Source organism: Roseomonas marmotae (genome assembly GCF_017654485.1).
In the GTDB taxonomy this organism is placed as follows: Bacteria; Pseudomonadota; Alphaproteobacteria; order Acetobacterales; family Acetobacteraceae; genus Pseudoroseomonas; species Pseudoroseomonas marmotae.
In genome coordinates this window covers 1,339,497-1,352,001 of sequence record NZ_CP061091.1, presented here as the reverse complement: position 1 = coordinate 1,352,001, position 12,505 = coordinate 1,339,497, and the positions used below count along the sequence as shown (strand labels likewise).

Here is a 12,505-nt window from a genome sequence, read left to right as displayed (position 1 = left end):
GGGCCTCAGGCCAGGGCGCGGTTCCGCTTCGGTGCCAGGTCCACCGCCTGGCGCAGCGCCTCCACCAGGCTGCCCTCGTCGGCGATGCCCTTGCCGGCGATGTCGAAGGCGGTGCCGTGGTCGACGGAGGTGCGGATCACCGGCAGGCCGACGGTGATATTCACCCCCGCCTCCAGCCCCATCACCTTCACGGGGGCATGGCCCTGGTCGTGATACATGGCCACCACCAGGTCGAAATCCCCCCGCGCGGCGCGGAAGAACAGGGTATCGGCAGGCAGCGGCCCCTCCACCTTCCAGCCCTTGGCCTTGCAGGCCCGCACGGCGGGGATGATCTTCGCCTCCTCCTCGCCATGGCCGAAGAGGCCGTTCTCGCCGGCATGCGGGTTGATGCCGCAGACACCGATGCGCGGGTCCTCGATGCCGGATTTCACCAGCGTCGCATGGCCACGGGCGATGACGCGCTCCACCAGCCCCGGCTCGATCTTCCGGATGGCATCGACGAGGCCGATATGCGTGGTGACGTGGATGACGCGCAGCTTCGGCGCCACCAGCATCATCGAGACTTCCGGCGTGCCGGTCAGATGCGCCAGCAGCTCGGTATGGCCGGGGTATTTATGGCCGGCGGCATGCAGCGCCTCCTTGCTCAGTGGCGCGGTGCAGATGGCATCCGCCTCCCCCGCCTCCACCAGCCGGGTCGCACGCTCGATATAGCGATAGGCCGCTTCACCCGAGAGGGCGGAGAGCCGGCCGAAGGGATGGCCGGCGGGGATCAGGCCGAGGTCAATGCAATCCACCGTGCCCAGGACGAAGCCCGCCTGCGCCGGGCTCTCCAGCGCCGCCACCTGCAGGCCGATGCCGGTGATCTCCCCGGCCTCCCGCAGCCGGGTCGCGTCCCCCACCACCAGCGGGCGGCAGAGGGCGTGGACATCCGGCCGCGCCAGCGCCTTCATGATGATTTCCGGCCCGATGCCGGAAGCGTCGCCCATGGTGATGGCGACGATCGGGCGACTGTCCTGTGCGTTCATCCCATGGCCTCTTGTTGCAGCCGGGCACGGAGGCGGCGCCGCGCATGCCCGATGGTTCCGGCATCGCCGAAGCCCCCCGCCTTGGTGACGACGGGAAGCATCAGCTCGCCCCGGGTGAGGCCCAGCGGCACGCCGGGCGCGATTTCCTCCAGCAACCGGATACTGTGCACGCCCAGTTGCGACAACAGGGCGCAGGCGGTCTCCCCGCCCGTGGCGAAGATCCCGCCCGCCAGACGTCCCGCCGGCCGCAGCAGCCGCGCCAGCGCCTGAGCCAGGGCGGCGCCCTGGCGCGGATCGGCGCCGGCATCGGCCTCGATCATCACCAGCGCGTCCTCCCCCGCCGCGATGGCGGCGGCAATGGCCCCGGCACTTTCCTCCCAGGCCCTGGGCCCGGCGCGCAGCAGGCCGGGCGGAAGGCCGAAGTGGCGCAACCCGCCCCCGGCCAGCGCCTCGGCCGCCGCGGCGCGGGAGGCTTCGGCCAGGCTGCCGACCACCAGCAGCAGGCCACCCCGCCGCGCCTCCAGGGCGGGCGGTGGCTCCCGCCCCTCTGGCCCGACCGCCGCGAGAGCCGCCGCCAGGCCGCCGGAGCCGGCCCAGGCCACCTGCCCCGCCAGCGGCAGGCTGGCGCGGGCGATGGCCTCCAGATCCGCCATGCTGGCCGCATCGCAGACCAGGGCGGCCATGCCTTCGGCCTGTGCCGCGCGCAGGGCCTGCGTCACCGCATCCGGCGCCGCGCGCAGCCGTGCCAGGGGCAGCAAGGCCGCTGGCAGCCCGGCACCCGCCAGCACGCCGCGCAGATCGGCGCTGTCGTAGCTATGCTCCCGCGCCCAGAGCGGAGAGGCTTCGAGCGGCACGCCGTCCAGGCGGATGCACCCTGCCTCGGTCGTGCGGCCCGTGGCCGGAAAGGCTGGCGCGACGATGGCCATGGCGGGGCGGCCCATATCGCGAAGCACCGCGAGGCTGGCCGCCAGTTCCGCCGCCGGCTGGCCGCGCAGAGTCGAATCAATCTTCTTGTAGAAGGCCATGCCCGGCCGCAGCAGATCCCGCAGCAAACCGGCATGGCGTTCCGCCGCCGCCCCGGCCGGCAGCCGCCGGCTGTCGGCGTCGATGGACAGCACCGTCTCGGCTCCGCTGGCCCTTCCATGCTCCCAGGTCACCGCCGTGGCATGGCCCCGGCGCGCGAAGGCCACGCCGCAATCCGCCGCGCCGGTCAGGTCGTCGGCCAGGATCAGCCAGGGCGGCATCGGCTCAGGCAAAGGCATCGTTCCGGAGCATGCGCCCGTCGCCCCTCTCCGGGTAGCCCCTTCTTCAATGCGCCACGCGCCTCCGGCATCGCGCCCCGGAAGAGAGAAGCCGGCAGTCTAATTGCTTGACGCGGCGAAGAAACAAGTTCCACAAGATCTGATATTGAAACTATTATTGATGGGCGGCACAATCCTTAAAGCGGCAGAATTTCACTAGGCCGATTACAAATATCGCGTTCGGAGAAAAGCCGTTGCACTCCATTCAATCGTCCTCCTGCGAAGATGACATTGCCGAGCGTGCCAGCATGGCCCCGGCTTTTGCCGCGGAGCGGCTGAAGAGCGGCTGGCTTCACCTGAGCAATGCCCGGCTGGGACCGCTGCCGATCCCCGTCGCGCTCCTGCACCCCAGGAGCGGCATCGCCCTGTTCGAGCTGCCGCCGGACTGGACGCCCGACCTGGACCAGACCTTCGCGCAGGAACTGGCGGCGCAGGGATTCACAGCCAGGTATCCGGGGCATCTGCCGATCGTTCACCGGCGGCTGCGGCAGGATGACCTACCCTATCTTGAATCCATCCTCAGCGAGGAGTTCCTCTGGCGGGACCCGATCACAGTCCCCGAGGATAGCGGATGGTGCGATGCGCTGCAGACGCTGCTGACGCCACTGCCCGCCGCCGCTCCCGCCGAGTCCGCGCCCGCGCCAGCACGGCCTGCCGAGCCCGACCTGCCGCCCCCCGCGCCCATGGCCGAGGCGCCGGTCTTGCCCGCCCCCGTCCCGCAACCGGCACGGCCCCGCCCGCCGGCGCCGGCCCCCATGCCCGCTGCCGTGGCGGCGCACCCGGCGCGACGCTCGCGCGCGCCGCTGGTGGCCTCGGTCCTGGCCGGGGCGGCCTGTCTGGTCCTGGTGGTGCAGTTCCTGCCTTATGCCAGGTGGCTGGATGGCTTCCGCGGCACCGTGACGGAGACCACCGGGCTTGCCGGCGCCATCAAGGATGCGGAACAGGGCAGCATCGCCGCGCGCGCCGAGCGCCTGGCCGCCGTCCATCCGCCCGCCCGCCCGGTGGTGGAGGATGAGGCGGATGCCGTGGACGTGCCGCCTGCCCCGCGTGCGGGCAATGCACCGCCCATGATGATGGCAAGCGGCGACCAGGCCGAGCCCATCCGCCCCATGATGGATCCTGAAGCCCCGACCGGCAGCGCATTGCTGCGGACCGTCGCCGCCACCATCGCCACCACTCCCGGCCAAGACGCGCCGGAGCCGGAGCCGGCGGAAGCCGCGCTACCGCCGGCCACGGCCACCGCTGCCCCGGAGAGCGTACCTGCCGCCGCCCCCCCGGCCGAGGCCCCGGAACCGGTGCCCCAGGCCGAGATGGTGGAGGAACCGGCACCGCCTTCCGCCATGGCGGCGCAGCCGCAGGCCGAGGAGCCCGCCGCGCCTGACAGCACGGCATCGGCGCCGCCGGCAGCGGAAGACACTGCCCCAAGCCCTGCCCCTGCCCCAGTTGCGGCCGAGGCCCCGCCGTCCGCTCCGGCTCCGGCGGAGCCGCCGGCCATCGTGGCGCAGCCGGCGCCGGAGCAGCCATCTGAACCCGAGGCGCCCGCGGTCGCGGCACCCGCCGCGCCGGAGGCCGAGGCGCCGGCCGTGGCGGAAAGCCTGCCCGTTGTGCCGCAAGCCGCATCGCCCGAGCCAGACGCGCCGGCACCGGCACCGGCACCGGCCCTCGCCACACCGGCGCCCGTGCCGCAACCGGCCACGCCGCCACAGGCCGTCGCCGCCCCGCCAGCGGCATCCGAGCCAGCCGCGCTCGCGACTCCGGCTCCGCCGCAGGCCACCGCCCCGGCGGTCATGGCGCCGCAACCCGCACCGGCACCGGCCATGGCGCCGCAGCCCGCGGTCGCCGCGCCGGCACCACCCCCGCCCGCCGCGCGCACCCCGGCGGATCCCGCCATGCTCACCGCCATGATGCGGCGGGGCGAGGCGCTGCTGGCGCTGGAGGATGTCTCCGGCGCGCGGCGCTTCTTCGAGCGCGCCGCTGGCATGGGCAGCGGCCCTGCCGCGCAGGTGCTGGCCGAGACCTACGACCCGCAGACCCTGGCCGCCCGCGGTGTCCGCGGCCTGCAGCCGGACCCCGCCGCCGCCCTGCTCTGGTACCGGCGCGCGGCGCAGCTGGGCGCGCCGGTACAATCCCGCATCACGGCCCTCGAAAGCAGGAAATGACCCGCATGACGATGCCTGGAACCTCTCGGCGCAACCTTCTCCTGCTCGGCGCCGCCGTTCTCGCGGCGAGCCCGGCACGGGGCCAGGGTGTCCCCGCCCTCAACACCATGACGGCGCGGGCCAATGCGGGGACGGTCGGCATCATCTCCGGCGGTGTGGACGGCACCTATGTCCGCATCGCGGCCGATCTGGCCTCGGTGCTCGACGATGGCGAGAGGCTCCGCGTCATCCCCATCATCGGCAAAGGCTCGGTGCAGAATATTTCCGATATCATGCTGCTGCGGGGCGTCGATATCGGCATCGTGCAATCCGATGCCCTGGCCTATGCGCGCAGCCGCCGCCTGCTGCCGGGCATCAACGCGATGATCCAGTACATCGCCAAGCTCTATGACGAGGAAATCCACATCCTGGCGCGGGAGGGAATCAATTCCGTCCAGGACCTCGCCGGGCAGGTGGTCAATGTCGATGTCGCCGGCAGCGGCACGGCCATGACGGCCTCGCTGGTCTTCGACCTGCTGCAGGTGCCGGTGAAGCCGGCGAACGACACGCAGGACGTCGCCCTGACCAAGCTGCGGAACGGAGAGATCGCGGCGATGGTCTTCGTGGCCGGCAAGCCGGCGCGGATCTTCAGCGGCGTTCCGGCGGGCACGGGGCTGCATTTCCTGCCCATCCCCGCCACGCCCGCGCTGATCGAGACCTATCTGCCTTCCTCCCTGGCGGCCGGCGACTACCCCACCCTGATCCCGGAGGACGGCAATATCGAGACCATCGCCGTCGGTGCGGTGATGGCAGTCTATGCCTGGGCCCCGGGCAGCGACCGGTATCGCAAGGTCGCCAATTTCGTCGAGGCATTCCAGGCGAATTTCGACAAGTTCCAGCAGCCGCCACGCCACCCGAAATGGAGGGAGGTCAACCTCTCCGCCCAGGTGCCGGGCTGGGTGCGGTTCAACCCCGAGCAGCAGGCGATGCGCTCGCCGCGCTAGCACCTCCATCCTGGCCCGGCAGCCGCCGGGCCAGGATGCGCGGCTCAGCCTTCCAGCGTCTCGAGCAGCTCGCAGAGCAGGGCGCAGCGCGGGGCAAGCTCTTCCCAGAGGATATGCTCGAATTCCGCATGCGCGCCGGCGCCGGAGCAGCCCAGGCCGTCCAGCGTCGGAATGCCGAGGGCGGCGGTGAAATTGCCGTCCGAGCCGCCGCCGCGATGCTGCTTCGGCAGGTCGTAGCCGATGCGGGCGGCGATGCCCCGGGCCTTTTCATAGAGCGCCAGGTTGCCGGGGCCTTCCTCCATCGGCGGGCGGTTCAGCCCGCCGGTGATGGTGACGGTGGTGCCTTCCGGCTGCGGGCCGGCCATGGCCATCACCGCGGCCACCAGGGCCTCGGCCTTCTCCACGGTGGCAGTGCGGAAATCCACCTCGCAGCCCGCCTCGGGCGCGATCACGTTCGGGCGCGTGCCGCCCCAGATGGGCGCGCAATTGGTGGTGGTGCCGCCGGGCAGGTCCACGAGAGCATGGATCTGCGTGATCAGCCGCGCCAGCGTCACCACGGCGCTGGCGCCCTCGCTCCAGTTGCCGCCGGCATGGGCGCTCTGGCCCTTCACCGTCACGACGAAGCGGCCCACGCCCTTGCGCGCCGTGACGCAGGCCTTGCCGGGATTGCCGGCGGGCTCGGGGATCAGCACGGCGCAGGCCTTCCGCGCCTCCGCCTCGATCAGCGCGCGGCTGGAGGGGCTGCCCACTTCCTCATCCGAGGTCAGCAGCAGCGTGATGGGGCGGCGCGTCCGCACCTTCTGCCGCAGGATCTCCCGCACCGAATGGAAGGCGAAGAAGCTGCCGGCCTTCATGTCGTAGATGCCGGGGCCATAGGCCTTCTCGCCTTCCACCCGGAAGGGGATGGTGCTGGCCAGGGTGCCATGGTTCCAGACCGTATCCAGATGCCCGGCCACCAGCACCGGCTTCCCCTCGCCCGGCGTGCGGGCCACGAGATGGTCGCCGAAGCCGTCGCGGCCGGGGATGCGCTCCAGCACCGCGCCCACCGCGCGCAGCTCGGCCTCGGCCTTGTCCATCAGGCCGTTTATGGCGGCGGCATCGGTGGTGGGCGTCTCGTGCTCCACCCAGCCGCGCAATTCCTCGAGAAGCTGCTGGCTGGTGCCGATCCGGGTGGCGGGCATGGGCGGGTCCTTTCGCGCTACAGGCAAGCTGAGTCGTGACTTGTGGCGCGGAGGCCCCGGCCTTGTCCATCCGTGGCGGCGGGTCTAAGCCCCGGAAGACCGCCCGCCTTGACGGAGACAACGTGACCCCCGCCATGCTTTCCCCCCGGCCGCGCAGCGAGACCCTGGCATGAAGCGCGTCTGTGTTTTCTGTGGTGCCAATCCCGGCCTGAACCCCGCCTTTTCCGAAGCCGCCCGCGCCATGGGCCGCGCCATCGCCGAACGTGGCCTGGGGCTTGTCTATGGCGGCGGCCATGTCGGGCTGATGGGCATCGTGGCGGATGCCGCCATGCAGGCCGGTGCCGAGGTCATCGGCATCATCCCGGAAGTGCTGATGCGGCGCGAGGTGGGCCATGGCGCCATCACCCAGCTGCATGTCGTCTCCAGCATGCATGAGCGCAAGAAGATGATGGCCGACCTCTCGGACGGCTTCGTCGTGCTGCCCGGCGGCGTCGGCACGCTGGAGGAGGCGGTGGAGGCCTTCACCTGGACCCAGCTCGGCATCCATGAGAAGGGCCTCGTCTTCCTGGATACCGATGGCTACTGGCAGCGCATGTCCGGGCTTCTCGACCATATGGTGGCCGAGGGCTTCGTGAAGCCGGAGCAGCGGCCGATCGCCAGCTTCACCGCGGACCCGATGCAGGCGCTGGACCTCCTGGCCGCCTTCCGCGCGCCCCCGGCGAAGAGCTGGGCGAGCCCCGACCAGCGATGACCCGGCTGCTGCGGGACTGGCGCCAGTTGCCGGAGGAGGCCCGGGGCGCCAGCCTGGCGCTCGGCAATTTCGACGGCGTCCACCGCGGCCACCATGCCGTGCTGGCCGCCGCCCATGCCGGCAGGCCGGACCTGCCCCTCGCGGTCCTGACCTTCGAGCCGCATCCCCGCGAGCATTTCCGCCCCGGCGACCCGCCCTTCCGGCTGACCCTGCTGGCGGCCAAGCTGGCGCTTTTCTCGGAGCTCGGCTGCGCCTTCGTGCTGGCCCTGCCCTTCGACGAGGCCCTGGCCGCCATGCCGGCCGAGGCTTTCGTGCACGAGGTGCTGCACGGCGCGCTGGGGGCCCGGCACTTGGCCTGCGGCCATGACTTCGCCTTCGGCCACCGGCGCGGCGGCGATGTCGCCATGCTGGCGCGGGAGGCGGAGAGCCTGGGTATCGGCATGACGGTGGTGCCGCCGGTATCGGATGAGGACGGCCCGATCTCCTCGACCGCCATCCGCCGGCTGCTGCAGGACGGCTATCCGGAGCGCGCCGCCCACCGCCTGGGGCGGCCCTGGGAAATCCGCGGCCTCGTCAGCCATGGCGACAAGCGCGGCCGCACCATCGGCTTTCCCACCGCCAATGTGCCGCTGGGACGGCAGTTGGAGCCAGCGCGCGGCGTCTATGCCGTGCAGGTGGCCCTGGCGGATGGGCGCGTGGTGCCAGGGGTAGCCAATATCGGCGCCCGCCCCACCGTCGGCGGCACCGAAAGCCGGGTGGAAGCGCATCTCTTTGACTTCAGCGAGGATCTCTATGGCCAGGAGGCCGGCGTCCGGCTGATCCATTTCCTGCGGCCGGAGCGGAAATTCGCGGGGCTCGCGGAGCTGACGGCGCAGATCGCCGCCGATGCGGCCAGTGCCCGGGCAATGCTCGGCGCCTGAGAGCGCGCCGCCCATCCCTTGACCCCCGCCGCGCCGGGCCGCAAAAACCCGGCCATGCCGCGCGCGCTTCATCCCGCAGGGTCGCGAATTAGCCGCCCGGTCCTCTGACCCGAGGGCCGGGACCCTTTTCGCGCCGCGCCGACCCCCCTTCCCCTGCCTGAAGCCCGCCGCATGGCGGCATGGACGCATCCGATGACCGACGCCCCCAGCGCCACCCCCGCAGCCCGCGATTACCGCGGCACCGTCTTCCTGCCCAAGACCCCCTTCCCCATGAAGGGCGACCTGCCGAAGCGCGAGCCCGGCTGGCTGTCCCGCTGGCAGGAGATGGGGCTGTGGCAGGAGCTGCGGGAGCGTTCCAGGGGCCTGCCCAAATTCGTGCTGCATGACGGCCCGCCCTATGCGAACGGCCCGCTGCACATCGGCCACGCTCTGAACAAGATCCTGAAGGACGTCATCAACCGCGCGGCGCAGATGGCGGGGCATGATGCCGGCTATGTGCCGGGCTGGGACTGCCACGGCCTGCCGATCGAATGGAAGGTCGAGGAGGAATACCGCGCCAAGGGCAAGGACAAGGACAGCGTCCCCGTCCTGGAATTCCGCGCCGAATGCCGCGCCTATGCCGCCCACTGGCTGAACGTGCAGCGCGAGGAGTTCAAGCGCCTGGGCGTGGCCGGCGACTGGGACCACCCTTACGCCACCATGGACTTCTCCTCCGAGGCGACCATCGCCAACGAGATCGGCAAGTTCCTGATGAACGGCTCGCTCTACCGCGGCCTGCGGCCGGTGATGTGGAGCCCGGTGGAGAAGACCGCCCTGGCCGAGGCCGAGGTCGAGTACCAGGACCACAAATCCGCCATCCTCTTCACCAACTTCCCCATCATCTCCGCCGGCTCGCCCGACCTGGTGGGGGCCGAAGTGGTGATCTGGACCACCACCCCCTGGACCATCCCGGCCAATCGCGGCCTCGCCTATGGCGAGGAGATCGACTACGCGCTGCTGCGGGTGGATGCCGTCGAGGATGGCGCGCTGCTGACCCCCGGCCGCAGGCTGGTGGTGGCGGAGGCGCTGATCCCCTCCTTCACCAAGGACGTGGGCATCACCGCCCATAGCGTGCTGCGCGTCTTCAAGGGCACGGAACTGGCCGGCGCCATCGCCGCCCATCCGCTGCGCGGCTGGGAAGCCGGCGCGCCGGGCTATGGCTTCGACGTGCCGCTGCTGGCCGGCGACTTCGTCACCACCGAGGCCGGCACCGGCGTGGTGCATATCGCCCCCGCCCATGGCGAGGACGATTTTGCCCTGGGCCGCGCCCATGGCCTGCCGGTGACGGAAGCCGTGGCGGATGACGGCACCTATACGATGCAGGCGCCGGGCTTCACGGGCGTGCATGTCTTCAAGGCGCATGAGCCGGTCTGGGCCGCGCTGACGGAGATGGGCAAGCTTTCCGGCAAGGGCTTCATCACCCACAGCTATCCGCATAGCTGGCGCTCCAAGAAGCCGGTGATCTACCGCGCCACGCCGCAGTGGTTCATCGCCATGGACGATGCCAACCAGATCCGCGCCAAGGCGCTGGATGCGCTGGCAAAAACGCATTTCGTGCCGGACCAGGGGCGCAACCGCATCGGCTCCATGGTCGCGGGCCGGCCAGACTGGTGCATCAGCCGCCAGCGCGCCTGGGGCGTGCCCATCGCCATCTTCGTGGACAAGCGCACAGGCGAGCCGCTGCGCGACCCCGCCATCATGGAGCGCGTGACCTGCGCCTTCCGCAAGGAAGGGGCCGATGCCTGGTACAAGCCCGGCGCCGCGCAGCGCTTCCTGGGCAATGACCGGAACCCCGACGACTACGAGCAGGTGATGGACATCGTCGATGTCTGGTTCGAGTCCGGCTCCACCCACGCCTTCACGCTGACGCCCGAGCGTGACCTGCCCTTCCCGGCGGACCTGTATCTGGAAGGCTCGGACCAGCATCGTGGCTGGTTCCATTCCTCCCTGCTGGAAAGCATCGGCACCCGCGGCATCGCGCCCTTCAAGGCCATCCTGACCCATGGTTTCGTGCTCGACGAGACCGGGCGGAAGATGTCCAAGTCCCTGGGCAACGTCACCGCGCCGCAGGAAGTCACCAAGCAGTACGGCGCCGATATCCTGCGCCTCTGGGTGATGAACTCGGATACTGCCGACGACCTCCGCATCGGCAAGGGCATCCTGGCGCAGCAGGCGGAGCTGTACCGCCGCCTGCGCAACACGCTCCGCTGGCTGCTGGGCAACCTCGACGGCTTCGAGGACGAGGAGATCCTGCCCCACGCGCTGCTGCCGGAAATGGAGCGCTGGGTCCTGCACCGCCTGAGCGAGCTGGACCAGCGCATCCGCAAGGCGGCGAAGGACTACGACTGGAACGGCGTCTATCCCGAGATCCACGCCTTCTGCGCCACGGATCTCAGCGCCTTCTATTTCGATGTGCGCAAGGACAGCCTCTACTGCGACGCCAAGGGCAGCCCGCGCCGCCGCGCCGCCCGCACCGTGCTGGCCGCCCTGCACCGCTGCCTGACCGCCTGGCTGGCGCCCGTGATGCCCTTCACGGCCGAGGAAGCCTGGCTGGCCCGCTTCCCCGGCGAGGGCGAAAGCGTGCACCTGCAGCTCTTCCCCGAGATCCCGGCCGAATGGCGGGATGAGGCGCTGGCCGCCAAATGGGCACGGGTGCGCGACATCCGCCGCGTGGTCACCGGCGCGCTGGAGAAAGCGCGCGGCGCGGGCACCATCGGCTCCTCCCTGCAGGCGGCGCCCGACCTGCACCTGCCGGAAGCCGAACTGGACCTGCTGCCGGCCGAGACCTGGGCGGAACTCTGCATCACCTCCGACCTGCACCTGCTGACCACGCAGCCGCCGGGCGATGCCTTCACGGTGGAGGGGGTTCCCGGCGTGGCCGTGGCCTTCACCCCCGCTGGCGGCGAGAAGTGCGAGCGCTGCTGGCGCGTGCTGCCGGAGGTCGGGCAATCGGCCGCCCATCCCACCCTCTGCCTGCGCTGCGAGGCGGTGGTGGACGGCGCATGAGCCTGAAGACCGGGCTGACCGTCGCCGCCGGCATCCTGGCGGTGGACCAACTCTCCAAATGGTGGATCCTGGAGAGGCTGAGGCTGCCGGAGATCGGCCGGCTGCCGCTGCTCGACCTCGGCGGCGTCGGACTGGACTTCACCATGGTCTGGAACCGTGGCGTCACCTTCGGCCTGCTGGCGGGGGATGCCCCCTGGCACCGGCTGGTCCTGGCCCTGCTGGCGCTGGCGGTGGTGGGCTTCCTGGTCCGCTGGCTGGCCCGGGCCGATGACCGGCTGCTGGTGATCTCGCTCGGCGCCGTGATCGGCGGGGCGATCGGCAATGTGATCGACCGGCTCCGATTCGGGGCGGTGGTGGACTTCATCGACACCTGGGTCGGCGGCTGGCACTGGTATGTTTTCAACGTGGCCGATGCCGCCATCGTCCTGGGTGTGGTGGCGCTGATGGCGGATGCCTTGTTCCGCCAGAAGCAGACGGGTAAGGAAACGGCATGATGCAGCCCAACCGCCCCACGGCGCGGACCGCCGCCCTTTCCCTGCTCCTGCTGCCCCTGCTGGCCGGGTGCGGTCAGGACACGGCCCGCACCCTGGGCTTCACCCGGGACGCGCCGGATGAGTTCTCGGTCGTCACCCGCGCGCCTCTCTCCCTGCCGCCCTCGCTGGGCGAGCTGCCGCCGCCCCGCCCCGGCGCGCCACGGCCGCAGGAGCTGACCGGCTCCTCCGCCGGCGCGGCCATCCTGGTGCCCGGCGCGGCCTCGGATACCGGCACCTCCACCGCCCCCTCCTCGGGCGAAAGCGCGCTGGTCGCCACGGCCGGCGGCCAGGCCTCGCCGGCCATCCGCCGCCAGGTGGATGAGGAAAGCCTGCGGCTGGAGCAGCCCGATCGCACGCTGGTGGACCAGCTGATGTTCTGGCGCGACGCCCCGCCCCCCGGCACCGTGGTGGACCCGCAGCGCGAGGCGCAGCGGCTGCGCGAGAACGCGGCCCTGGGCCGTGACCCCGATCAGGGCGAGACCGCCATCATCCAGCGGCGCCGTCAGGGCCTGTTCCAGAGTATCTTCTGATCAGCGCCCCCATGGACGCCTCCGGGCCGATCCCGCCGGACAGCATGGCTGATCCGGCGCCGGAGGAGGTCGCCCCG

The 12,505-nt window shown here is 71.3% G+C and carries 10 protein-coding genes; 7 read left to right on the top strand and 3 right to left on the bottom strand.

Translation table 11 applies throughout. The annotated features are described in order from the left end of the window. Positions 1 to 5: 5 nt before the first annotated feature. Together pdxA and IAI58_RS06380 are read right to left on the bottom strand one after the other, a co-directional pair. Positions 6 to 1,025: a 4-hydroxythreonine-4-phosphate dehydrogenase PdxA gene (gene pdxA / locus IAI58_RS06385; protein WP_207445060.1), complete on the bottom strand. Its 1,020-nt coding sequence runs from the start codon at positions 1,023 to 1,025 to the stop codon at positions 6 to 8. Next, positions 1,022 to 2,281 carry a four-carbon acid sugar kinase family protein gene (locus IAI58_RS06380; RefSeq protein ID WP_237182157.1) on the bottom strand — a complete coding sequence of 420 codons (1,260 nt, stop codon included), beginning with the start codon at positions 2,279 to 2,281 and terminating at the stop codon, positions 1,022 to 1,024. The genes pdxA and IAI58_RS06380 overlap by 4 nt, the downstream gene beginning before the upstream one ends. A 293-nt stretch (positions 2,282 to 2,574) precedes the next feature. Between IAI58_RS06380 and IAI58_RS06375 the strand changes: the two genes are divergently transcribed. Both IAI58_RS06375 and IAI58_RS06370 read left to right on the top strand, forming a co-directional pair. After that, positions 2,575 to 4,485 (top strand): SEL1-like repeat protein, encoded by a 1,911-nt coding sequence (locus IAI58_RS06375; protein ID WP_207445061.1) that lies wholly within the window; start codon positions 2,575 to 2,577, stop codon positions 4,483 to 4,485. 5 nt (positions 4,486 to 4,490) lie between these two features. Beyond that, complete coding sequence (locus IAI58_RS06370) at positions 4,491 to 5,468, top strand: TAXI family TRAP transporter solute-binding subunit (RefSeq protein WP_237182158.1); 978 nt, start codon at positions 4,491 to 4,493, stop codon at positions 5,466 to 5,468. Between the two features lie 44 nt (positions 5,469 to 5,512). Here IAI58_RS06370 and IAI58_RS06365 read toward each other — a convergent pair whose 3' ends face one another. Further along, positions 5,513 to 6,649, bottom strand: a complete 1,137-nt coding sequence (locus tag IAI58_RS06365) for a M20 family metallopeptidase (protein ID WP_207445063.1) — start codon at positions 6,647 to 6,649, stop codon at positions 5,513 to 5,515. 169 nt (positions 6,650 to 6,818) lie between these two features. Here IAI58_RS06365 and IAI58_RS06360 point away from each other — a divergent pair, with 169 nt between their 5' ends. From IAI58_RS06360 to IAI58_RS06340, 5 genes are all read left to right on the top strand, one after another. Further along, positions 6,819 to 7,400, top strand: coding sequence for an LOG family protein (locus IAI58_RS06360; RefSeq protein WP_207445064.1), 582 nt, complete (start codon positions 6,819 to 6,821; stop codon positions 7,398 to 7,400). Continuing rightward, a complete protein-coding gene (locus tag IAI58_RS06355; RefSeq protein ID WP_207445065.1) occupies positions 7,397 to 8,320 on the top strand; it encodes a bifunctional riboflavin kinase/FAD synthetase in 924 nt (307 codons plus the stop codon). Before IAI58_RS06360 ends, IAI58_RS06355 begins: the two co-directional genes overlap by 4 nt. A gap of 192 nt (positions 8,321 to 8,512) precedes the next feature. Then, positions 8,513 to 11,365 carry an isoleucine--tRNA ligase gene (gene ileS, locus IAI58_RS06350; RefSeq protein ID WP_207445066.1) on the top strand — a complete coding sequence of 951 codons (2,853 nt, stop codon included), beginning with the start codon at positions 8,513 to 8,515 and terminating at the stop codon, positions 11,363 to 11,365. Continuing rightward, positions 11,362 to 11,859, top strand: coding sequence for a signal peptidase II (gene lspA / locus IAI58_RS06345; RefSeq protein ID WP_207445067.1), 498 nt, complete (start codon positions 11,362 to 11,364; stop codon positions 11,857 to 11,859). Before ileS ends, lspA begins: the two co-directional genes overlap by 4 nt. Then, entirely contained in the window at positions 11,856 to 12,428 is a 573-nt protein-coding gene (locus IAI58_RS06340; protein ID WP_207445068.1) for a DUF3035 domain-containing protein, read from the top strand. The genes lspA and IAI58_RS06340 overlap by 4 nt, the downstream gene beginning before the upstream one ends. Positions 12,429 to 12,505 lie beyond the last annotated feature (77 nt).

Bases quoted from the DNA above. Each gene is read 5' to 3' on its own strand.
- lspA (WP_207445067.1), top strand. From the start codon at position 11,362: ATGAGCCTGAAGACCGGGCTGACCGTCGCCGCCGGCATCCTGGCGGTG.
- ileS (WP_207445066.1), top strand. From the start codon at position 8,513: ATGACCGACGCCCCCAGCGCCACCCCCGCAGCCCGCGATTACCGCGGC.
- IAI58_RS06360 (WP_207445064.1), top strand. From the start codon at position 6,819: ATGAAGCGCGTCTGTGTTTTCTGTGGTGCCAATCCCGGCCTGAACCCC.
- IAI58_RS06370 (WP_237182158.1), top strand. From the start codon at position 4,491: ATGACGATGCCTGGAACCTCTCGGCGCAACCTTCTCCTGCTCGGCGCC.
- IAI58_RS06375 (WP_207445061.1), top strand. From the start codon at position 2,575: ATGGCCCCGGCTTTTGCCGCGGAGCGGCTGAAGAGCGGCTGGCTTCAC.
- IAI58_RS06340 (WP_207445068.1), top strand. From the start codon at position 11,856: ATGATGCAGCCCAACCGCCCCACGGCGCGGACCGCCGCCCTTTCCCTG.
- IAI58_RS06355 (WP_207445065.1), top strand. From the start codon at position 7,397: ATGACCCGGCTGCTGCGGGACTGGCGCCAGTTGCCGGAGGAGGCCCGG.
- IAI58_RS06365 (WP_207445063.1), bottom strand. From the start codon at position 6,649: ATGCCCGCCACCCGGATCGGCACCAGCCAGCAGCTTCTCGAGGAATTG.
- pdxA (WP_207445060.1), bottom strand. From the start codon at position 1,025: ATGAACGCACAGGACAGTCGCCCGATCGTCGCCATCACCATGGGCGAC.